This window comes from Marinobacter sp., from assembly GCF_039977835.1.
Classification (GTDB): Bacteria; Pseudomonadota; Gammaproteobacteria; order Pseudomonadales; family Oleiphilaceae; genus Marinobacter.
In genome coordinates this window covers 136,008-156,216 of sequence record NZ_JBDWCL010000060.1, presented here as the reverse complement: position 1 = coordinate 156,216, position 20,209 = coordinate 136,008, and the positions used below count along the sequence as shown (strand labels likewise).

Here is a 20,209-nt window from a genome sequence, read left to right as displayed (position 1 = left end):
CGTCAACCCAGATGCAGCAGCATCGATTGCGGCGATTCCATGTAACCTTTCCAGCGATTGCAGAAACGCGCAATGGTGCCGCCATCGATGATGCGGTGGTCCCCCGCCCAGCTCACCGTCATGATGGCCCGTTCCACCACCTGGCCGTTGGCATCGAAGCGCGGCAGTTTCTGGGTGCGCCCGAGAGCCACAATCGCCACTTCCGGAGCATTGATGATGGGCGAGGCATAGGTGCCGCCCAGCGCGCCAATGTTGGAGATGGTGATGGTGCCGCCCTTGAGATCTTCCTGGCTTACCCGGCCGGAACGGGCCGCCTCGGTCAGGCGTGCCACTTCATCGGCAATGCCCAGCAGTGTGAGGTTCTCAACGCCCTTGACGTTGGGAACCATCAGCCCCGCCTTGCCATCCACGGCCATACCGATATTGCAGTTGGGCAGGTAGTGAATCTCGGAAACGTCGTTGTTAACACGGCTGTTGAGCACCGGGAATTCCTGAACTGCCAGGGCCATGGCTTTCATGACGAATGGCATCAGTGTCAGCCGTGAGCCCCTGGCTTCGGCTTCCGGTTTGAGCTGCTCCCGCAGTTTCAGCAGGTCCGTAACGTCGATGTCTTCGCTGTAGATGAAGTGGGGGATCGTCGTTGCCGACTTGACCATGCTGCGGGCCATTGCCGCTTTCATGCCCTTGATGGGTTCTATCCGGACTTCCTGCTCTCGCTCCGGCATCCGGCGTTCGCGGCTCTGACTTGCTGGCTGCGATTCAGCCGTGTCTTCCCGGCTTTGCGCTGGCGCGGTTGGCTTGTCCAGGTGCGCGAGCACATCGGCTTTCAGTACCCGGCCATCCTTGCCGGAACCGGCGATATCCGCCAGGTTCAGATCGTGCTCACGCACCAGGCGGCGCACGGCGGGGCTGGCGGGAATTCGCTGCCGGTTTCCTGCTGAAACCGGTTTTGCAGCAGCCGGGGAGGATTCCGGCGCCGGTTTTGACGTAGATTTCGCTTCGCCGGGCTCGTCACGGTCGCGGGGAATAAAGGCAAACAGCGGAGAGTGTACCCGGGCCATCTCCTGCTGCTTATGGTAAAGCCTGGTGACGCGGCCAGCCTTGGGCGCAGTAATCTCCACCATGGCCTTGTCCGTCATGACGTCAACCACGGGCTGGTCTTCTTCTATCTCGTCGCCCTCGGCGACCCGCCATTCCACTACCTCACACTCGACGATGCCTTCGCCGATATCGGGGAGGATAAAGTCTTCGGTGTCATCGTCATTGGTTGTGGTGGTGCCAGAGGTTCCATGCACGGGCGCTGCTTCGTCGGCGGCAGCTCCGGCTTCTGTCGGCGCTGCGCCCTGTTCACTGGCACCGTCTTCTTCCACCAGTTCGAACAGCGGAGCGTGAACCTTCGCGATGTCGCCTTCCTTATGGTAGAGCCGGGTCACACGGCCCTTATAAGGCGCGGGTATTTCCACCAGGGCCTTGTCGGTCATCACCTCGGCAACCGGCTGGTCCTCTTCGATGATGTCCCCTTCACTGACCAGCCACTTGACCAGTTCGCACTCCACGATACCTTCGCCGATATCGGGCAGTATAAAATCACTCATGATTGCTCTCCTGTCCTGATATCAACCTAGAATTCCACACTCGACCTGATGGCCTCATGAACCTTCAGGGAATTGGGCAGATGCTCTTTTTCCAGCACCAGCGGGAAAGGTGTGTCCATCCCGGTCACCCGAGCGATCGGGGATTCCAGGTACAGGAAGCAGCGCTCCTGTATCGTTGCCGCAATCTCACCGGCGAAGCCGCCGGTCAGCGGGGCTTCGTGGGTAACCACCAGGCGCCCGGTCTTGAATACCGAGTTGGCGACGGTTTCCACATCCCACGGCAGGATGGTTCTCAGGTCGATGACTTCACAGGAAATGCCTTCTTTTTCCGCCATTTCGACGGCGTGTTCAATCACCTCCATCTGAGCGCCCCAGCCCAGCACGGTCACGTCCGTGCCTTCCTTGAGCACCTCCGCCTCACCAAGAGGCAGCCGGTAGTCTTCATCCGGTACGTCACCGACGGAGGCGCGGTAGAGCCGTTTGGGTTCGAAGAACAGGGTCGGATTCTGGTCATGGATGGCTGCCAGCAGCAGGCCTTTGGCCTGATGGGGGTTTCGGGGGACCACGATCTTGAGGCCCGGGGTGTGGGCAAAATAGGCTTCCGGCGATTGCGAATGATAGAGCCCGCCGGCAATGCCGCCGCCGTAGGGTGCGCGAATGGTCAGCCCGCCCACATTGAACAGATTGCCGGACCGGTAGCGGAACTTGGCTGACTCGTTCACGATCTGGTCGAAGGCCGGGAATATGTAGTCAGCAAACTGGATCTCGGCTACGGGGACGGAGCCCTGGGCTGCCAGGCCGTTAGCAAAGCCGATGATGCCCTGTTCGACCAGCGGCGTGTTGAAGCAGCGGGCCTTGCCGTACTTCTCCTGCAGGTGGCTGGTGGCTCGGAAAACCCCGCCGAAGATGCCTACGTCCTCACCGAAACACAGCACCCGCTCGTCGGCGCCCATGGCTGTGTCGAGGGCATTGTTGATGGCCTGGAGCATATTCATCTGCGTCATTTCAGGCCTCCCTTTTTGCTTGTTCATGAGCGTGTTCTGCACTCTTCGGATAGGCATCCGGATGACGGCGGATGTGCGCCTTGAGCCTGTCCAGCTGTTGGGCGAGGCCAGGCGGCACCTCGTCGTAGACGTCACTGACCAGGGTGTCAAGTGCTGGTGGCGGGCGTTTCTGCGCCCGCTTCATGGTTTCGAGAACCTCGCGGCGCATGTTTTCCTGCAGCTGTTTCTCGTCGTCCTCGGTCCACCACTTCTTGCTCTCGAGCCAGAGACGCATGCGCAGGATAGGATCTTTCTCTCGCCATACGGCTTCCTCGTCCTTGCTGCGGTAGCCGGACGGGTCGTCAGACGAAGAGTGGGCGGCCAGGCGGTAGCTCATGGCTTCAATGAGCACTGGGCGATTGTGCTCTACCGCCAGGCTGCGGGCCGCCTTGGTGGCCTCGTGCATGGCCAGGATATCGTTACCATCCACGCGGATTACGTCCATCTTGTAACCATAGGCCCGGGGTGCAACGCCATCGGCGGCGAACTGTTCGGCCGCCGGAGTGGAAATGGCGTAACCATTGTTGCGGCACAGAAAAATCACCGGCACGCGGTGGACGGCAGCCATATTCAGGGCGGCGTGAAAATCGCCCTCCGAGGCGGCGCCTTCACCGAAATAGGTAATGGTGCAGTGGCCTTCGCCCTTTAGCTTCTGCCCATAGGCGTAACCGGTGGCCTGGGGTATCTGTGTGGCCAGTGGTGATGAGATGGTCATGTAGTTCAGCTTGCTAGAACCATAGTGAACCGGCATCTGGCGGCCCTTGCCATAGTCAAGTTCGTTGCCGAACAGCTGGTTCATGAACTCATCGATGCTGAAACCGCGATAGACAAGTGAGCCCTGTTCCCGGTACTGCGCCATGATCATGTCGCCGTCGTCCAGGGCAGCGGTACTGCCGATCACAGCCGCTTCTTCGCCAGTGCATTGCATGTAGAAGCTCAGGCGTCCCTGACGCTGGGCGGCAAGCATGCGCTCATCGAGAATCCGGGTGGTGACCATCGCGCGGTAAATGCGCAGGGCTTTTTCTTTGTTGATGTCAGGGGCTTTGGCACTCTTGTACAGTGAGCCGTCCTGCTTCAGTAACCTGAAGGTGGGAATGCGGAACTCCGCACCGTCAGTGAAAACCGGTTTATAAACAACGTTGGCTTTTGTTGTTGTCATAATCCTCTTCCTGGGGTAGTGGCCTGAGGAACAAAACACCCCTTGTGAGGGTGCCGATGTTTTTTTTGAGTATAGCCAACCTGACAGAACCTGGTGCGGCTCCGGTCAATATCGGCTAAAGTTTACCTTAACGTAAACTGTATTGTTCTGGTAGACCCGTGAGGTGGATTTTTTATCCGGGGTAGATAGGCTCGGGTGTGAGGCTGACCAGGGTGTCTTGGTTGCCGATGTTTACGGTTCCGTCCTGGATGGTGCACTGGAGGTTCATGCCGCGTTCGGCAAGGCCGGCAAGCGGCTCGGTGGCTTCCGGTGGCAGGTTGATGATGGTGAGGTTGTTGAAGCGGGTCAGCTTGCCGTGATGTTTTTCCCACCACAGGGGCACGGCACGGCCGCCGTAAGTGTAGAGGAGGACCTGTTGTGCGCGGTTGCAGGCTTTGCGCAGGCGGCTTTCGTCAGGCAGCCCGAGCTCGATCCAGAGCTCGATTTCGTCGCTCAGGTTTTTCTGCCACAGGTCCGGTTCGTCATCCGTGCTGATCCCCTTGGTGAATTCAAGGCTGTCACCGGCGTTCAGTATGAAGGCCAGCAGGCGTATCATCATGCGCTCGTCGTTCTCTGACGGATGGCGGGCGATGGTGAGGTGGTGGTCAGCGTAGTAGTGCCTGTCCATGTCGGCGATGTTCAGTGTCGCCTTGAAGATGGTTGCCTTGAGCGCCATTGGGCTTCCTGCATTGGTTTGGCCGGAATGCTAGTGTAAATCAAATACTCCGTAGAGAAACAACTGCCATGTCGATGTTGTACGGTTTTCTGGTGTTGACGGTGTTCTTTATCGCCGGGGAAGTGTTCAGGGTGCTGCTGGCATTGCCAGTGAGTGGCGGCGTTATCGGAATGATACTGCTCACCTTGTTGCTGATGGCCAGGGGATCCATAAGTGAGAGTCTTGCCGGAGCAAGCCAGGCACTGATTTCGGTGCTGGTGTTGCTGATTATGCCCGGCGTCGTGGGCGTATTTTTTGTTGCCGACGAGTTTGCGGGGCAATGGTTGGCGATCGGTGTGGCGCTGACTGTCGGCACCCTGTTGAGCGTACTCACTACCCTATGGCTGATGCAGCGTTTCAGCGGGCCAGAGGATGGTAGCCATGAGTGAATTGTCCGCCCGTTTCCAGGAATTGCTGAGCCTGTTGTCTACCAGCCCGGCGTTGGCGATTGTGCTGACGTTCGGGGCTTTTTTTGCCGGTAACCGCGCTTTCAGACTATTGAAGCAACCGGTGTGGCTGCCGCCCATCCTGATCTCGGCCATGCTGGTTAGTGGGATGATTGCGATTCTGACGATGGATTACGCAGAATATCGCGAGGGCTCGCAATGGTTAACGGTCCTGCTGGGGCCGGCCACGGTCGCACTGGGCGTGCCACTGTACCAGCAGATGCATCACATCCGGGCGTTGTGGCGCCCCATCCTGTTCACTCTGCCAGTGGCGGCCACAATGGCCGCGGTGTATGCCGTGGTGATCGCCGCCTCGCTGGGGGCTTCGGAGGAAGTGCTGGCGTCGCTGGCGCCGAAGTCGGTGACGGCACCCATTGCCATTGGCATCACTGAGCAGCTCGGCGGGTCTGTGTCGCTGATGATGGGCGGGCTGCTGATTACCGGCATGCTGGCTACGCTGTTTGTGGACCTGATCGCTCGCTGGCTCTCCATTACTGACCAGCGCATTCTCGGTTTTGCGTTGGGATTGAATGGCCATGCGCTCGGTACCGCCAGGGCATTCGAAATAGGCCCTACCGCAGGCGCCTTTGCTTCACTGGGGATGGGGCTGACGGGCATATTTACCGCCCTCATCCTGCCGCTGGCATTTCGGCTCACAGGCCTTTGAGCGATGTTGATACAATTTTTTGCATAAAAAACGTTCGCCAAGGCTTGCAAACCCGCATGCAAATGACAATAATTATCAGTACCTTTCATCGGCCCTGTGAGTAACCCGCATGTACGTATGCCTTTGCCATGGTGTGACAGACAGAGAAATCCGCGAAGCTGCCGACAACGGCGTCAGTTCCATGCGCCAGCTTGGCCGGGAGCTGGGTGTTGGAACCCAATGTGGTCGCTGTGCCTGTACCGCCCGGGAAATTCTCCGTGAGAGCCGCACTCCGGATTATATGGCCATGGCAAACATGCTGGCTCAACCTGCCTGATCCCGCAGTTGCTGCAATCATTTCCCATTTGTGATTTTTTCTCCTCGGGTGAAGGGCTATCCTTGTAGGATTGCACACTCACGCAAGGAGATCCGTCATGAAAGGCGACAAGAAAGTCATCCAGTTTCTGAATAAAGTACTCGCCAACGAGCTTACCGCTATCAACCAGTATTTTCTCCACTCTCGCATGTACAAGGATTGGGGCATCACCAAACTGGCGGACAAGGAATACGAAGAGTCCATCGATGAAATGAAGCATGCGGATCAACTGATCGAGCGCATCCTGTTTCTGGAAGGACTGCCGAACCTGCAGGACCTTAACAAGCTGCTGATCGGTGAGAACGTCGAAGAGATGATTTCCTGTGACCTCAAGCTTGAAATGATTGCCCACAAGGACCTGAAGGAAGCGGTTATCTATTGCGAGCAGGTTCAGGATTTCACCAGCCGGGAATTGTTCCGCAGTATTCTCGACAGTGAGGAAGAACATATCGACTGGCTCGAAACCCAACTGGACATGATTGGCAAGATGGGCCTTCAGAACTACATTCAACTTCAGTCTTCGTCAGCGGAGTAAACCAAGGTGACAATGGATCTGTCCTGTTTTAAAGCCTATGACCTTCGCGGCCGCGTGCCGGACCAGCTCAATCCGCAGTTGGCCGAGCGCATTGGTCGCGCCTATGTTGAAGTGACGGGGGCGAAGCGCGTTATCGTCGGCTACGACATCCGCCTTTCCAGTCCCGAAATTGCTGATGCCCTGAGTTCCGGCCTTATGGCGGCTGGTGCCGATGTGTTCGATATCGGCCTGTGCGGCACCGAAATGGTCTACTTCGCCACCAGCCATTACAAAATGGATGGCGGCATCATGGTCACGGCAAGCCACAACCCGCGAGACCATAACGGCATGAAAATGGTGGGCCCTGACTCACGGCCCATCAGCTCCGATAACGGCCTGAACGACATCCGTGACCGGGTGCTGGAACCGTTCAGTGACGCACCGGAGCAGGGCCGCTATGAACCATGGGAAGTCACAACCGCCTACATCGACCATCTGCTTGGCTACGTGGATGCAGGATCGCTCAAGCCAAGGACCATCGTGGTCAACGCAGGTAACGGTGGGGCGGGGCTGATTATTGACGAGCTGGAGCAGCACCTGCCTTTTGATTTCGTCAAAGTACACCACGAGGCTGACGGCCACTTCCCCCACGGTGTCCCCAACCCCATTCTGGAGGAAAACCGCGCCGTTACATCCGACGCCGTGATCGAGTATGGCGCTGCCATGGGCATTGCGTGGGACGGTGACTACGACCGCTGCTTCTTCTTCGACGAAAACGGCCGTTTCATCGAGGGCTATTACATCGTCGGCCTGCTGGCGGACCAGTTCCTCCGCAAAACCGGCCCCGGCAAAGTCATCCACGACCCAAGGCTGACCTGGAACACCATCGACCTGGTGAAGGCCGCCGGCGGCGAAGCCATCGAAAGCAAAACCGGCCACGCCTTCATCAAACAGCGCATGCGCGACGAAGACGCGGTCTACGGCGGCGAAATGAGCGCCCACCACTACTTCCGCGACTTCGCCTACTGCGACAGCGGCATGATCCCCTGGCTGCTGGTGGCTGAACGCCTTTGCCAGTCCGGCCAGACACTATCGTCCCTCATCGACGCCCGCATTGAGGCCTACCCGGCCAGCGGCGAAATCAACCGCACCATCGACGACCCCTCAAGGGTTATCGCCGCCATTGAGGCGAAATACAGCGTGGGTGCCAAAAGCGTCTCACACGTTGACGGTGCAAGCATCGAATTCGACGACTGGCGTTTCAACCTACGGATGTCCAATACCGAACCGGTGGTTCGCCTGAATGTGGAGTCGAGGGGGGATATTCCATTGATGAAGGAAAAAACGGCAGAGTTGCTGGCAGAAATGCAAAGGCTAAACGAGGAAGGCTAACCCGGTATTCTGCGACCGGTCGGGGCGGGTATCCGTCCCGACCGGTCTTGCATCAATAGTTCAAAGCCAGTCATTCAGCATAATCCCGATACCAATCCGCTGAATCCGCTCATTGTAATCAATCAGACTCTCACCGTACCCGTTGAAGTACTGAACATACCCCTTGATCGTCTCTCCCAGCGGAAAACTGTAACCCAGCTCAACCGACGTCTTGTTATCGTCAGAGCGCAGGTTGTTTTGCAGCGTCAGTGAAAGTGTCCGATCCTCCGACCACTTGTAGATGGCCAGATAATTGGCGTGCCCCAGATAACGTTCAATATCCTCGTTATCGTCTTCGCTGCTATTTTCCGGTAAACGATACCAGGGCTGAACCATGAACAGCCAACGGTCATAACTGTACGCCGCCGAGGCCATAATCCGGTTCCAGCTTCGGGAGCGGGGCTCGGACTGACCATTTGATACATGGTTCAGGCCCAAGGTGATGCCGTTGAGGGTCCCCGGGCCGATGTCGTAGTTCAGCGCCTGCCGCAGGAAAATTTCCGGCTCGAAATTGGTTTCCCGGAAGGGCGCGGAATCGTCCGTATTGTAAACCTGCCAGAATGACTTCTGGGTGTAACCGAACCACATCGTTGTGCGATCATCCAGCCACCCGGTAAGTAGCGGTACCTTGAAGCTGATCTGGTATTTGGCTTCCTGGTTGTCAATGCCGTAATCATAACCGGTGGTGCCCGTTCTCGGGCTGGAAGGCTCCCGGTTGGCGTCCTTCATGTAGCTGAAGGGCAGAATGTACATGGGCCTGTGGCCCACAAAACTGCCTGAAAACGAAAAAATAGCTTTTTCCGCCGCGGCGTAGCGATTCATCAGCGCAGACATTACTCCGGATTCAGCACCTTCGCCCCCGGCTTCGAGCTCCTTGACGGTCTCATCGCTGTCTTCTGCGTCAGCCAGTTCTTCATACTCCAGCGCCTCCACTGAATCAGCGACGGCGTCGAGTTCACCCTCCGGGGCCTGCTCCCGGGCTTCAGTAGGGTCATTGATGGCGTCATAGCATGCCAGCCGCTGAACACCGTCCCTGATCAAGGCGCATTGTTCAGGGGTCACGTCATTGAAATTCTCGCCGGCTGGCGGTTGGTTTTCCGCAGCAGTCGCCACAGAGGCAGTGCAGAGGTAAAAAAGAACGCTGGCAGCAGGCACCGCCCGGAAACTGGAAACGAAAGACATTAGCCCGTCCTTATGCATGAGAGAGACTGATCCATGTGTTGGCGATACCGTAAGCCCAGACCCCAAGCAGGGTCATCACCAGCAGTGAAAAAACAATTTTGTGGCGGGTTCGTCGCTCTGCAGTCGCGGCAACCACCCAGCGTAAGTACATCAGACCAATAAAACAGATAAACACCACCAGGCTGGCAGCTGCAGGGATCAGAAGCCAGACAGGGCTGAGCTCTGCACCGCTTCCAGTGCGGCTGGAAAACCACCCCATGGACACCAGCAGTACGGCCAGCGCTGAAAACTCAGTAATCAGCAGCGGTTTGCGCCAGGGGTGAGGTTGCGATTGGTTCGCATCAGGCATAAATTCCGACCTTCAGACTCGGTTTTGTGTATGGTACCCGGATTACTCGGGCAGGGTCTTATGACTTACGAAATGGCAACGAATCCGATTGAAACACGGCGTTCATTTTGCACTTTGGTTTTTTTGCCCCGCCGCAATCGCTATAATGCGACCACTGATTATTATAACGCCCAATTGTGAGGTGCATTGTGAAGATGAAGAGAGTCCTGGCTGTCGTACTGCTTGGCTTCGGCCTGACAACAGGTGCCGTAATGGCCAACGTTGAAGATGAAATCCGCTCCCGTATTGCCCCGGTGGGTGACGTTTGTGTACAGGGAGAAGACTGCGGCCAGGAGTCAGCGCCTGCTGCGTCGGCCAGCTCTGAACCTCGCGCCGGTAATGAAGTCTATGACGCCGCTTGTGCAGCCTGTCACGCCTCCGGCGCAGCCGGTGCACCGGTAGTGGGCGACTCGGGCGCCTGGGGTGGTCGTATCGACAAGGGGCTGGAGACGCTGGTGGATCACGCCATAAATGGCTTCAACGCCATGCCTGCCAAGGGCGGTTGCTCCAGCTGCTCTGACGAGGAAATTCAGGTGGCGGTCGAGTATATGGTTGAACAGAGCGAATAACCCGGCTCTGCGTCACCTCTGAACCAGGAAGCCCCGCATTGCGGGGCTTTTTCAGTTATATGGGTAATTTGTGGGCGGTCCCGAATGTTTTGGTTTTGAAGGCGAAGATGCAGTGACTGGGAATTAACGTGTGCTCATACACCAAGGTCACCCAGAAGTGCGCTCAACGTGGCCTTGCCTTTCTTCTGGTTGGCTTCCACGTCGAGATCACCGGTGCCTTCCCAGCGCAAGTCGTCTTCCGGCAGTTCATCCAGAAACCGGCTGGGGATGGTTTCCAGCTTCTCGCCGTATTGCTTGCGCTGTGCAGCGTAGGTAAGGGTGAGGGTTTCCCGGGCCCGGGTGATGCCCACATACATAAGCCGCCGTTCTTCCTCTATATTGCCTTCCTCGATGCTGGAGCGATGAGGCAGGATCTCCTCTTCCAGCCCCATAATAAAAACATGGGGGAACTCCAGGCCTTTGGAGGCGTGTAGCGTCAGCAACTGGACCTTGTCGCTGTCATCTTGCTCTTCCTGCTGCTCCATCATGTCCCGGAGGATCAGTCGGCTGATGGCATCCTCGATGCCCATCTCATCGGCCGTACCCTTGCCGTCATCCAGCATGCGCTGGATGGACTCGACCAGGTACCAGATGTTCTCCATTCGCCGTTCTGCCTGTTTCGGCGAGCCGGAATGCAGGTGCAGCCATTCTTCGTACTCAATGTCGGTAAACAGCTGCTTGATAACCGGGATCGGGTCTTCGCTGAGCAGCCGCGCACAAGTATTGTCCACCCAGTGGGCAAACCGGCGCAGGCGGTCCAGCCCCTTTTCCGTCACATGGGTTTCAGCCCCCATATCGCCCAGGGCGCGGAACAGGCTGACATCGCGGGAGCGGGCATAGTGGCTGAGTTGCTCCAGGGTGCGAGGACCGATCTCCCGGCGTGGAACGTTCACCACCCGCAGGAACGCGGCGTTATCGTCCGGGTTCACCAGCAGGCGCAGGTAGGACATGGCGTCCTTGATCTCGTTCTTGGAGAAAAAAGACTGGCCACCCGAGATGCGGTAGGGAATCTGGTAGGCCTGCAGCTTCATTTCCAGAAGTCGCGCCTGGTGGTTGCCCCGGTACAGCACAGCGAAATCCCGGAAGGCCTGGCCTTTTTTCAGTTTCTGGTCGAGAATCTCCGTAGCTACCCGGTCGGCTTCCGCATCCTCATTGCGGCAGCGCACGATGCGCAATTCCTCGCCAATGGTGTGGTCACTCCAAAGGGCTTTCTCGAACACGTGGGGATTATTGGCGATAACGGTGTTGGCGCAACGCAGGATGCGTGCGGTTGAGCGGTAGTTCTGCTCCAGCTTGACGATCTTCAGGCTGGGAAAATCTTCCTTCAGCTGTGCCAGGTTCTCCGGCCGGGCACCGCGCCAGGCGTATATCGACTGGTCGTCATCGCCTACCACGGTGAAGGCGGCGCGCTCTGCGACCAACAGCTTGACCAGTTCGTACTGGCATATATTGGTGTCCTGATATTCATCCACCAGCATGTAGCGGATTTTCCGGCGCCACTTCTGCAGAACCTCCGGGTTGTCGCGGAACAGTTGCACCGGCAACAGAATCAGATCGTCGAAATCAACCGCATTGTAGGCTTTCAGGTATTCGTTGTAATACCGGTAGATAATGGCAATGCGTTGCTCACGCTCATCTGCCGCCCGGCTCCAGGCATCCTGAGGGCTGCGCATGGCATTCTTCCAGGACGAGATGGTCATCTGCACGTCCGACAGCTCGTCGCCAGCATCTGCACTGGCTTCCCGCATCATCAGGTCCTGCAGCAATGCCTTGGCGTCTTCCGCGTCGAAGATGGAGAACCCGGGGTGATAGCCCAGGTGCTCGTGTTCCTCACGGATCATGTTCAGCCCCAGGTTGTGAAAGGTCGACACGATCAACCCCCTGGTAAGCTTGCGATCCACCAGCCGCCCGACACGCTCTTTCATCTCCCTGGCCGCCTTGTTGGTAAAGGTGACCGCGGCAATGTGTCGCCCCGGAATGCCCAGGTGTTCGATCAGGTAAGCCACCTTGCGGGTGATCACACTGGTTTTGCCACTGCCGGCACCGGCCAACACCAGCATGGGGCCATCCGCATACCGAACGGCTTCACTCTGTCGGGGGTTGAGCATGTTCACAATATGGGCGCCAAATCGGGATTTTATGGGTGAAGTCGGCAAGCGGTTATTCTACACCAGCCAGACATGCTGTACCTTGACGATCTATCAGCTATTCTTGAGGAATCGGCGATGTTTGCTCACCAGGAACGGGACGCTTGTTGATGACCCTGGCAGTAAAATCCTTTAATTCCGGCCATGTGCGCCTGTTGGTACTGACACCTGAGTACTCGGATTTTTTGTGGCTGAGTGCCTTGCTGGCCGACGACAGGGAGCTGGAAGCGGATCTTACCTGGTGCCCGGACCTGATTGACTGCGATGACCTGATTCACAATACCCACTTTGATGTCATTCTCTGGGACTGTGTTTTTCATGGTGGTTCTGAAGATGCTTTCCTGCAATACCTGTCTGCGTCCAGCAATGAAAAGCCGGTGCTGGCGATGAGTGCGGAATTACCCTCAGAACGTGCGCCGGGGCTGTTATCCAACGGTGCCTCTGATTACCTGTGCCGACAGGAGATTGACCGCTGGAGCCTCTGCAGGGCAGTGCGATGTCTGTGGTACCGGGAGCAGTTATCCGAGTATGCCCATGGCCAGTTGGGCCGGGAAGTGGCCAGCGGGTTTATCAATCGCGATCTGTTCTTCGATCGCCTGCAGCAGGCCCTGCTACGGGCAGAACGAGCCAGTCAGCGTCTGGCCCTGCTGCACATCAATCTGGACGATTTTCGCAGTTTCAATGAATCGTTCGGCTACCAGAAAAGCGACCAGATCATGCTCAAACTGGCGGAACGTCTGCGCCTGAACCTGCGGCGGATGGATTCGTTGATGCGCATCGGTGGTGATGAGTTCGCCATTATCGTTGAAAAAGTAGAAGACTCACTGGATATCACTCAGATCATCCGCAAGGTCGTGAATGCTATCGGTGAGCCCCTGAGCATTGATGGCCAGAATGTGGTGGTCAGTGCCAGCCTCGGCGTTGCCACCTATCCCGAGGCCGGCGAAAGCCCGGAGAACCTGATGCGCCGGGCCAACCGCGCCATGTTCGAGGCCAAACGGGACCCGGGTACCAGCTACCGTTTTTACGACCGCCAGCTGCACATAACCGCGGGGTACCAGTTGCGCCTGGAGGCGGATCTTCGGAACGCACTACGGGGCAACGAACTGGAAGTGTACTACCAACCGCGGATTGACCTGGCTTCCGAGGAAGTACGTGGTGTGGAATGCCTGTTGCGATGGAACCACCCGGAGCGCGGGCTGGTGGGGCCGGATGAGTTTATTCCGGTGGCCGAGCGTAGCGGGTTGATTGTGCCCATTGGCTACTGGGTGATTGAGCAGGCCTGCAAGCGCCTGCAGGAATCTTCAGATCTGGGGCATCCCGGGCTGGTGTTTGCGGTCAACCTTTCGTTCCGTCAATTCCACGATCGCAAGATGACAGAAACGATTTTCCGCATAATCTTCAATGCGAATGTCGACACCAGTCTGCTGGAGCTGGAACTCACCGAGAGTGCCATGATGCACGATCCCGAATATGCCCAGCGATGCCTCCGGGAACTCAACCAGCTGGGTATCAGTTTTGCCCTTGATGATTTCGGTACCGGTTTCTCCTCCCTCAGCAATCTCCAGCATCTGCCCATCTCCCTGGTCAAAATTGACAAGTCCTTCGTCCAGGAACTGGGGCACTCGGCGGACGCCGAACACATCATTCGCGCCATTATCAGCCTCGCCCATAGTCTGCAGATCAGCGTGGTGGCGGAGGGTGTGGAAACCGAGGGACAACTGGAATTCCTGCGTCAACACCACTGTGACGAAATCCAGGGCTACTACTATGCCCGCCCCATGCCCTGGAAAGATCTTGTTCAATTCCTGGACAACCGGACCCGCTCTGCTTGCCTGCAGCAATAAGCCGCTGTACCTTTGCGCTTTGACTCGTAAGCATCAGATGAGGTTGCATGAACAGTATCATCAGGCGCATAGCTGACGAACTGGGTGTTCGTGAACAGCAGGTTAATGCCACCGTGGAAATGCTGGACGGTGGGGCCACAGTTCCCTTTATTGCCCGCTATCGTAAGGAAGTGACCGGTTCCCTGGACGACAGCCAGTTACGTAATCTGGAAGACCGTCTGCGTTACCTGCGGGAACTGGACGACCGTCGCGCCACCATCCTCAACAGTATCGAGGAGCAGGGCAAGCTGACCGAGGAGCTGCGGGCCAGTATTGACGCCGCGGACACCAAGAACCGCCTGGAAGACCTCTACCTGCCCTACAAACCCAAACGTCGCACAAAGGCCCAGATTGCCCGCGAGGCTGGGTTGGAACCGTTGGCCGATGCGCTTTATGACGACCCGACGCTGGACCCGGAACACACGGCGCAAAGCTACCTGAATGCGGACGCCGGCATTGCCGATACCAAGGCCGCCCTCGATGGTGCCCGTTATATCCTCATGGAGCGGTTTGCCGAGGATGCGGAGCTGCTGGGCGAGCTGCGTGATTTCATTTGGCAGCAGGGGCAGCTCAGGGTCTCCGTGGTAGCTGGCAAAGAGACTGAGGGCGCCAAGTTCCGCGATTATTTCGACCATGTCGAGCCGCTGAAAAAGGTGCCTTCCCACCGCGCTCTGGCCATTCTTCGGGGACGTAATGAAGGCGTACTGACCTATTCCATTGTGGTGGGTGATGCCGAAGATGACCGCCGTCAGGCACATCCCGCGGAACAGCGCATTGCTGCTCGCTGGCTCATACGCGACAACGGTCGTGCTGCGGATCGCTGGCTATCCGAAGTGGTGCGATGGACCTGGCGGGTAAAGCTGTCGACCCAGATTGAAACCGACCTGATGGCGCAGGTGCGGGAAGCGGCAGAAACCGAAGCCATCAACGTGTTCGCCGCGAACCTCAAAGACCTGCTGCTTTTGGCGCCGGCGGGCCCCCGCCCGACGCTGGGGCTGGATCCGGGCCTGCGTACCGGCGTGAAAGTTGCCGTCATTGATGGGACCGGCCAGGTGGTGGGCCACGGTGGCATTTTCCCGCACGCGCCTCGTAACCAATGGGACCAGTCCATTGAACAACTGGCGACGTGGTGCCGGCAGTACCACATTGAATTGATTGCCATCGGCAATGGCACCGCCTCGCGGGAGACGGAAAAACTGGTGGCGGACCTGTGTAAGCGCTATCCGGAACTGAAACTGGCCCGCATCGTGGTCAGTGAATCCGGCGCCTCCATTTATTCCGCTTCCGAGTTCGCTTCCCGCGAGTTGCCGGATCTGGATGTGACCATCCGCGGCGCGGTCTCCATCGCCCGCCGCCTGCAGGACCCGCTGGCGGAAATGGTCAAGATTGAACCCAAATCCATCGGCGTGGGCCAGTACCAGCACGACGTCTCCCAGGTGCAACTGGCCCGCAGTCTGGATGCGGTGGTGGAAGACTGTGTTAACGGTGTGGGTGTGGATCTCAATACAGCGTCGATTCCGCTGCTGGCAAGAGTGTCGGGCCTGAATCAGACCATAGCCCAGAATATCGTCGACTTCCGTAACCATAATGGCGTATTCCGCGACCGCAAGCAGTTGCTTAAAGTGTCGCGGCTTGGGGATCGCACCTTCGAACAGGCGGCGGGCTTTCTGCGCATTGCCAGTGGGGATAACCCGCTGGATCGTTCGTCGGTTCACCCGGAAGCCTATGGGGTGGTCGAGGCCATTGCCCGCAAGAACAACCGCAAGGTTGAAGGAATTATCGGCGATGCGGCCTTCCTGCGTTCACTGAACCCTCAGGACTACGTGACCGAGCAGTTTGGTCTGCCGACCATAAAGGATATTATTACGGAACTGGAAAAGCCCGGCCGGGACCCACGCCCTGAATTCCGTTTTGCGAGCTTCGAGGAAGGGATTGAAACCCTCAATGACCTCAAGCCGGGCATGGTGCTGGAAGGCTCGGTCACCAATGTGACCAACTTCGGGGCGTTCGTGGACATTGGCGTTCACCAGGATGGGCTGGTGCATATTTCGGCATTGTCCAATACCTTCGTAAAAGACCCGAGGGAAGTGGTCAAGGCTGGGGACATTGTCAAGGTCAAGGTGATGGGCGTAGACATACCGAGAAAGCGAATTGCGCTTTCCATGCGTATGGATGACCAGCCCGGCGAAAAGTCCGATAATCGTACCGGCACCGGCGGTAATCGCAGAGATGGCAGTGGCAAGCCAGCCGCCAGGAATGACCGACAGAAGAGTGCGGAAAACCCGCAAAAAGGCGCCATGGCCGGAGCCCTGGCGCAGGCGCTGGCATCGGCCCGTAAAGACGGCCGCTAACCCGCGGCATTACACAATATACTACAGGCTGCCGGTAATCCCGGCGGCCAACCTAGCAGGAGTCATTCATGGGTGAATCCCGCCATCAGCTTTTTCAGCAGTTCACTGCCAGCCAGTGGACCGGATTCAGAAAGGGCGTGGAGAAAGAAGGCCTGCGGGTCGATCGCAATGGCTTTATTGCCCAGACACCGCACCCCCGGTCCCTGGGCTCCGCACTGACCCATCCCCGCATAACCACGGATTATTCCGAAGCGCTGCTGGAGCTGATTACGCCGGTGTTCGACACCACCCGTGGCATGCTTGACTCCCTGCGTGATATTCACCGGTTCGTGCAGCATAACCTGGGTGATGAAGTCTTCTGGGCTGCCAGCATGCCCTGTGAGCTGGACGGCGACGAGAGTATTCCCATTGCCGAATACGGCACCGCCAACATCGGGCACCTGAAGCATGTATACCGGCAGGGGCTGGCGGTTCGCTATGGGCGGATGATGCAAAGCATTGCCGGCGCCCATTACAACCTGTCACTGCCTGACAGCTTCTGGAACCTGTGGCAGCAGGCCGTGGGTAACCAGCAAAGTCTTCAGGACTTCAAGTCGGACCAGTATTTCTGGCTGATCCGCAACTTCCGCCGCCGCAGCTGGTTGCTGATGCTGCTGTTCGGCGCCTCTCCCGCCCTGGATGCGAGTTTTGTGGCAGGCGTACGTCATGATCTGGCCAGGTTCAGCGAGGACACCTGGTGCGGTCGCAATGCCACTTCCCTGCGTATGGGGGATCTGGGCTATCACAACAACGCACAGGCCTCGCTGAATATCTGTTTCAACGAACTGAAAACCTATACGGACACCCTGTTCCGGGCGATACATACCCCGTGGCCGCCTTACGAGGAGCTCGGCCTTCAGCGTAATGGTGAGTTTATCCAGATCAACACCAGCGTGCTGCAGATCGAGAACGAGTACTACAGCGCGGTGCGCCCCAAGCGCACCACCGAGCGGGAAGAAAAGCCGATTCAGGCGCTGGAATCCCGTGGCGTGGAATACATCGAAGTGCGTTGCCTGGATCTTGACCCGTTCTCCCCGGTCGGCGTGAATGAAAGCCAGATCGATTTCCTGGATCTGTTCCTGCTGGACTGCCTGCTGTCTGACAGCCCGCGCATTGACGATGACGAGTGTGACAGGCTGGACGATAACTATCAGGACGTTGTGGCTCGCGGTAGAGACCCGAAGCTGACGTTGTGTCGCGCGGGCGAACCAGTGGCTGTAGGTGAGGCCGCCTCGGCCTTACTGGATCGCCTGGAGCCGCTTGCAGAGCAGTTGGACGGCTGGAATGGAGACGAAACCTACCGGCGCGCCCTGGATGACCAGCGGGCCAAGCTGGAGGAGCCGTCCCAGGTGCCCTCGGCGAGGGTGCTGGATGCAATGGATGGCTCCGGCATGGGGCACCGCGAATGGGGCCTGGAAATGTCGCGACAACACCAGCAGACCCTGCGGAATGAAGGCCTGCCCGAGGAGATAATGGCAGCATTCGAGAAAATGAGTGCGGATTCCCTTTCAGAGCAGGCCGCCATGGAGCAGAGCGATAACCAGCCCTTTGGCGAGTTCCTGGCGCAGTACCTGCGTTCGTGAGCTGGTAGTTCCGGACCTGTCGCACAGAAATGTAACAAAAGTTTGTCAGCCTCTGCTGCCGCTGTTAATTTCTGTAAACACAAGGCACCGTTTGATGGTGGCTGAACAGGTAAACGGAGAACCGGCATGGCCAGAGACATCAAGCTGGGATGGGACGTAGAATCCCTGAACAAGGCGTACCGCCAGGGCTACATGGCGGCTTCCATGGGGATGGAGCGAAGCCGTTGCCCCTATCGCAGTGACGTGGTTATCGCTGCCTGGGAAGCGGGCTGGGAAGACGCCGAACAGGTCGCCAGAGAGGCGCAGCCCGTGGACGATCTGTTCTCACGGATTGCCTGACACAAGCCGCCCGTGCGGGCGGCTATTTTTGCACCACGAATTCGGTAAATAACACGCCTGTGATGCTTTCGCCGGTTTGCTGCTCTTCCAGCACGGCGTTAATTCGACTCGTCGCCTCTTCCCGCAGTGCCTGCTGCCCCTCATTTCCGGACAATCGGTCGGTATCCGTCTGCTCGCCGAAAAGCATCACCAGTTCGTGTCGTAGCCTGGGCATGTGCGCCTCTACTGCGGGGCGCGTGGTCTCTCTGGACGCCCGTATGGTCACGGCCGCCTTGAGGTACGTCAGCTTGGTGCCTGGTTTCCCCACGTGAGTCACGAACGCAGGGTCCATTTCGATGTAGTCGGTTACGCCCGGCTCTTCCTGCTGTTCCTCCTGCCCGGCTTCTTCGTCTTCCTGGGCAAAGCTGGCGGAGGCCAGGGGCAGGGCGATCAGCAGGGCCAGCAAAAGGTGCTTTGGCTTAAGTGTCATAGGCTTGAAGTTCATATTGGTTTAAGGTTAAGTGGCTGGGCGCCCGCAGGCACCGCCGATGCTGGGAGAATAGCAGGGTCGATGCAGGGTTGCAGCATCTGGTGGTTTCGCCGCCGTGGCGGGACAAACTGTCCGACATGAATGTAGATCAGAGGTATACATTTGAACTCCAGAGCGGTTTTTTTCCTGATATTCCTGCTTTGTGCTGGCCTGCTTGGTGTGGCCTTCTACATGGAACATTTCATGGGGCTGGAGCCTTGCCCACTATGCTGGCTGCAGCGGTTCGGCTTTATGGCGGCAGGGATGGTCAGCCTGTTGGCAGCGCTGCACGGTCCTCAGGGGTTCGGGGTCAGGGTCTATGGTTTTCTGCTGGTGGTGAGTGCCGGCGCCGGTCTTGGGGTTGCAGGGCGCCAGCTTTGGCTACAGAGCCTGCCGGCTGATCAGGTTCCGGCCTGCGGCCCGTCGGTGGACTACATGCTCGAAGTCTTGCCCTGGATGGAGGTACTGACGACTGCCCTGCGGGGAACCGGGGATTGCGCCGAAGTGACCTGGCGTTTTCTTGGGCTAAGTATCCCGGGATGGACGGCTATCTTTTTTATCCTGGTGGTGGCTACTGGCCTGGTCCTGATGTTCCGGCCGGGAAAAAAGTCTGGCTGGATACAGGGCTGAAACGGTTGCGACGGACCGTCGGCATGGGGTAACTTGAGACTCGACACGAGAAGAAGAATCAAACCAGAACCCGGTAACCGGAGATAGGCCTCATGTTGGATAATTGCCGTAATGCCAGGGAGCGTTGGGGTGGTGTCAGCGAACTGATCGACCGTTGGCTGAAGGAAAGGCAGGAATTGCTTGTGCACTATTGCGATCTTTCCGGTACCACGGATTACTCGCAGACAGATGTACTGCACGGGAAGTTCGTCCGGCTTTGCGAAGTGCTGGTAGATTATGTCTCAGCAGGGCACTTCGAGATCTACGATCAGTTGGTTCAGGAGGCCAGGGAATTCAATGACGGCGGTCTGGAACTGGCGGCAAGACTGTATCCGAAGATTGAACAGACCACAGAAACGGCGTTGAACTTCAATGATCGACTGAACGGCCAGTCACTGACTGAAGATGAAGTCCGCGAGTTGTTCGAGCAGCTTTCCGACCTGGGTGAAACCCTGGAAAGTCGTTTCGAGATGGAAGATTACCTGATTGAGCACCTGCATAACGCTCATGCAGAGAAGGTCATGTCATCGGCGTGAATGGCTTGG

At 57.8% G+C, this 20,209-nt stretch carries 20 protein-coding genes; 12 read left to right on the top strand and 8 right to left on the bottom strand.

Features of this window, described 5'->3' with window-relative positions; genetic code table 11:
• Nucleotides 1–2: 2 nt before the first annotated feature.
• From ABJM11_RS17440 to ABJM11_RS17425, 4 genes are all read right to left on the bottom strand, one after another.
• Complete coding sequence (locus ABJM11_RS17440; protein WP_348296727.1) at nucleotides 3–1,595, bottom strand: dihydrolipoyllysine-residue acetyltransferase; 1,593 nt, start codon at nucleotides 1,593–1,595, stop codon at nucleotides 3–5.
• Between the two features lie 26 nt (nucleotides 1,596–1,621).
• On the bottom strand, nucleotides 1,622–2,599 hold the full coding sequence (locus ABJM11_RS17435; RefSeq protein WP_348296726.1) for a transketolase C-terminal domain-containing protein: 978 nt from the start codon (nucleotides 2,597–2,599) through the stop codon (nucleotides 1,622–1,624).
• Between the two features lies 1 nt (nucleotide 2,600).
• Nucleotides 2,601–3,797 (bottom strand): thiamine pyrophosphate-dependent dehydrogenase E1 component subunit alpha, encoded by a 1,197-nt coding sequence (locus tag ABJM11_RS17430; RefSeq protein WP_348296725.1) that lies wholly within the window; start codon nucleotides 3,795–3,797, stop codon nucleotides 2,601–2,603.
• A gap of 172 nt (nucleotides 3,798–3,969) precedes the next feature.
• Entirely contained in the window at nucleotides 3,970–4,512 is a 543-nt protein-coding gene (locus ABJM11_RS17425) for a YaeQ family protein (protein WP_348296724.1), read from the bottom strand.
• 68 nt (nucleotides 4,513–4,580) lie between these two features.
• Here ABJM11_RS17425 and ABJM11_RS17420 point away from each other — a divergent pair, with 68 nt between their 5' ends.
• The 5 genes from ABJM11_RS17420 (at nucleotide 4,581) to ABJM11_RS17400 (ending at nucleotide 7,925) form a co-directional block, all read left to right on the top strand.
• Nucleotides 4,581–4,940, top strand: coding sequence for a CidA/LrgA family protein (locus ABJM11_RS17420; RefSeq protein WP_348296723.1), 360 nt, complete (start codon nucleotides 4,581–4,583; stop codon nucleotides 4,938–4,940).
• Entirely contained in the window at nucleotides 4,933–5,664 is a 732-nt protein-coding gene (locus ABJM11_RS17415) for an LrgB family protein (RefSeq protein ID WP_348296722.1), read from the top strand. Before ABJM11_RS17420 ends, ABJM11_RS17415 begins: the two co-directional genes overlap by 8 nt.
• A gap of 109 nt (nucleotides 5,665–5,773) precedes the next feature.
• Entirely contained in the window at nucleotides 5,774–5,980 is a 207-nt protein-coding gene (locus tag ABJM11_RS17410; RefSeq protein WP_348296721.1) for a bacterioferritin-associated ferredoxin, read from the top strand.
• Between the two features lie 97 nt (nucleotides 5,981–6,077).
• Entirely contained in the window at nucleotides 6,078–6,554 is a 477-nt protein-coding gene (gene bfr, locus ABJM11_RS17405) for a bacterioferritin (RefSeq protein ID WP_348296720.1), read from the top strand.
• 12 nt (nucleotides 6,555–6,566) lie between these two features.
• Nucleotides 6,567–7,925, top strand: coding sequence for a phosphomannomutase (locus tag ABJM11_RS17400; RefSeq protein WP_348296733.1), 1,359 nt, complete (start codon nucleotides 6,567–6,569; stop codon nucleotides 7,923–7,925).
• 60 nt (nucleotides 7,926–7,985) lie between these two features.
• Here the strand turns inward: ABJM11_RS17400 and ABJM11_RS17395 are convergent, their stop codons facing one another.
• Both ABJM11_RS17395 and ABJM11_RS17390 read right to left on the bottom strand, forming a co-directional pair.
• On the bottom strand, nucleotides 7,986–9,146 hold the full coding sequence (locus ABJM11_RS17395) for a phospholipase A (RefSeq protein ID WP_348296719.1): 1,161 nt from the start codon (nucleotides 9,144–9,146) through the stop codon (nucleotides 7,986–7,988).
• Between the two features lie 10 nt (nucleotides 9,147–9,156).
• Nucleotides 9,157–9,495, bottom strand: coding sequence for a hypothetical protein (locus ABJM11_RS17390; RefSeq protein WP_348296718.1), 339 nt, complete (start codon nucleotides 9,493–9,495; stop codon nucleotides 9,157–9,159).
• A gap of 194 nt (nucleotides 9,496–9,689) precedes the next feature.
• Between ABJM11_RS17390 and ABJM11_RS17385 the strand changes: the two genes are divergently transcribed.
• The gene (locus ABJM11_RS17385; RefSeq protein WP_348296717.1) at nucleotides 9,690–10,103 is read left to right on the top strand and encodes a c-type cytochrome; all 414 of its coding nucleotides are present in this window, start codon (nucleotides 9,690–9,692) and stop codon (nucleotides 10,101–10,103) included.
• A 134-nt stretch (nucleotides 10,104–10,237) separates the two neighbouring features.
• On the opposite strand, the gene rep is transcribed toward ABJM11_RS17385, so the two are convergent.
• Nucleotides 10,238–12,256, bottom strand: coding sequence for a DNA helicase Rep (rep, locus tag ABJM11_RS17380; protein WP_348296716.1), 2,019 nt, complete (start codon nucleotides 12,254–12,256; stop codon nucleotides 10,238–10,240).
• A gap of 143 nt (nucleotides 12,257–12,399) precedes the next feature.
• On the opposite strand from rep, the gene ABJM11_RS17375 reads away from it, so the two are divergent.
• The 4 genes from ABJM11_RS17375 (at nucleotide 12,400) to rmf (ending at nucleotide 18,487) form a co-directional block, all read left to right on the top strand.
• Nucleotides 12,400–14,136, top strand: coding sequence for an EAL domain-containing protein (locus ABJM11_RS17375; RefSeq protein WP_348296715.1), 1,737 nt, complete (start codon nucleotides 12,400–12,402; stop codon nucleotides 14,134–14,136).
• Nucleotides 14,137–14,183: 47 nt separating this feature from the next.
• Entirely contained in the window at nucleotides 14,184–16,526 is a 2,343-nt protein-coding gene (locus tag ABJM11_RS17370) for a Tex family protein (RefSeq protein WP_348296714.1), read from the top strand.
• Nucleotides 16,527–16,594: 68 nt separating this feature from the next.
• Nucleotides 16,595–18,148, top strand: a complete 1,554-nt coding sequence (gene gshA, locus ABJM11_RS17365) for a glutamate--cysteine ligase (protein WP_348296713.1) — start codon at nucleotides 16,595–16,597, stop codon at nucleotides 18,146–18,148.
• A gap of 126 nt (nucleotides 18,149–18,274) precedes the next feature.
• On the top strand, nucleotides 18,275–18,487 hold the full coding sequence (gene rmf, locus ABJM11_RS17360; protein WP_348296712.1) for a ribosome modulation factor: 213 nt from the start codon (nucleotides 18,275–18,277) through the stop codon (nucleotides 18,485–18,487).
• Between the two features lie 22 nt (nucleotides 18,488–18,509).
• Here the strand turns inward: rmf and fliL are convergent, their stop codons facing one another.
• On the bottom strand, nucleotides 18,510–18,956 hold the full coding sequence (gene fliL / locus ABJM11_RS17355; RefSeq protein ID WP_348296711.1) for a flagellar basal body-associated FliL family protein: 447 nt from the start codon (nucleotides 18,954–18,956) through the stop codon (nucleotides 18,510–18,512).
• A 162-nt stretch (nucleotides 18,957–19,118) separates the two neighbouring features.
• Here fliL and ABJM11_RS17350 point away from each other — a divergent pair, with 162 nt between their 5' ends.
• On the top strand, nucleotides 19,119–19,625 hold the full coding sequence (locus tag ABJM11_RS17350) for a disulfide bond formation protein B (protein WP_348296710.1): 507 nt from the start codon (nucleotides 19,119–19,121) through the stop codon (nucleotides 19,623–19,625).
• Between the two features lie 92 nt (nucleotides 19,626–19,717).
• The gene (gene rsd / locus ABJM11_RS17345; RefSeq protein ID WP_348296709.1) at nucleotides 19,718–20,200 is read left to right on the top strand and encodes a sigma D regulator; all 483 of its coding nucleotides are present in this window, start codon (nucleotides 19,718–19,720) and stop codon (nucleotides 20,198–20,200) included.
• The last annotated feature ends 9 nt before the right edge of the window (nucleotides 20,201–20,209 follow it).

What these genes read in the sequence shown, in the direction of transcription:
- ABJM11_RS17440 (WP_348296727.1), bottom strand. Translation starts at nt 1,595, where the DNA reads ATGAGTGATTTTATACTGCCCGATATCGGCGAAGGTATCGTGGAGTGC.
- ABJM11_RS17435 (WP_348296726.1), bottom strand. Translation starts at nt 2,599, where the DNA reads ATGACGCAGATGAATATGCTCCAGGCCATCAACAATGCCCTCGACACA.
- ABJM11_RS17430 (WP_348296725.1), bottom strand. Translation starts at nt 3,797, where the DNA reads ATGACAACAACAAAAGCCAACGTTGTTTATAAACCGGTTTTCACTGAC.
- ABJM11_RS17425 (WP_348296724.1), bottom strand. Translation starts at nt 4,512, where the DNA reads ATGGCGCTCAAGGCAACCATCTTCAAGGCGACACTGAACATCGCCGAC.
- ABJM11_RS17420 (WP_348296723.1), top strand. Translation starts at nt 4,581, where the DNA reads ATGTCGATGTTGTACGGTTTTCTGGTGTTGACGGTGTTCTTTATCGCC.
- ABJM11_RS17415 (WP_348296722.1), top strand. Translation starts at nt 4,933, where the DNA reads ATGAGTGAATTGTCCGCCCGTTTCCAGGAATTGCTGAGCCTGTTGTCT.
- ABJM11_RS17410 (WP_348296721.1), top strand. Translation starts at nt 5,774, where the DNA reads ATGTACGTATGCCTTTGCCATGGTGTGACAGACAGAGAAATCCGCGAA.
- bfr (WP_348296720.1), top strand. Translation starts at nt 6,078, where the DNA reads ATGAAAGGCGACAAGAAAGTCATCCAGTTTCTGAATAAAGTACTCGCC.
- ABJM11_RS17400 (WP_348296733.1), top strand. Translation starts at nt 6,567, where the DNA reads ATGGATCTGTCCTGTTTTAAAGCCTATGACCTTCGCGGCCGCGTGCCG.
- ABJM11_RS17395 (WP_348296719.1), bottom strand. Translation starts at nt 9,146, where the DNA reads ATGTCTTTCGTTTCCAGTTTCCGGGCGGTGCCTGCTGCCAGCGTTCTT.
- ABJM11_RS17390 (WP_348296718.1), bottom strand. Translation starts at nt 9,495, where the DNA reads ATGCCTGATGCGAACCAATCGCAACCTCACCCCTGGCGCAAACCGCTG.
- ABJM11_RS17385 (WP_348296717.1), top strand. Translation starts at nt 9,690, where the DNA reads ATGAAGAGAGTCCTGGCTGTCGTACTGCTTGGCTTCGGCCTGACAACA.
- ABJM11_RS17375 (WP_348296715.1), top strand. Translation starts at nt 12,400, where the DNA reads ATGACCCTGGCAGTAAAATCCTTTAATTCCGGCCATGTGCGCCTGTTG.
- ABJM11_RS17370 (WP_348296714.1), top strand. Translation starts at nt 14,184, where the DNA reads ATGAACAGTATCATCAGGCGCATAGCTGACGAACTGGGTGTTCGTGAA.
- gshA (WP_348296713.1), top strand. Translation starts at nt 16,595, where the DNA reads ATGGGTGAATCCCGCCATCAGCTTTTTCAGCAGTTCACTGCCAGCCAG.
- rmf (WP_348296712.1), top strand. Translation starts at nt 18,275, where the DNA reads ATGGCCAGAGACATCAAGCTGGGATGGGACGTAGAATCCCTGAACAAG.
- fliL (WP_348296711.1), bottom strand. Translation starts at nt 18,956, where the DNA reads ATGACACTTAAGCCAAAGCACCTTTTGCTGGCCCTGCTGATCGCCCTG.
- rsd (WP_348296709.1), top strand. Translation starts at nt 19,718, where the DNA reads ATGTTGGATAATTGCCGTAATGCCAGGGAGCGTTGGGGTGGTGTCAGC.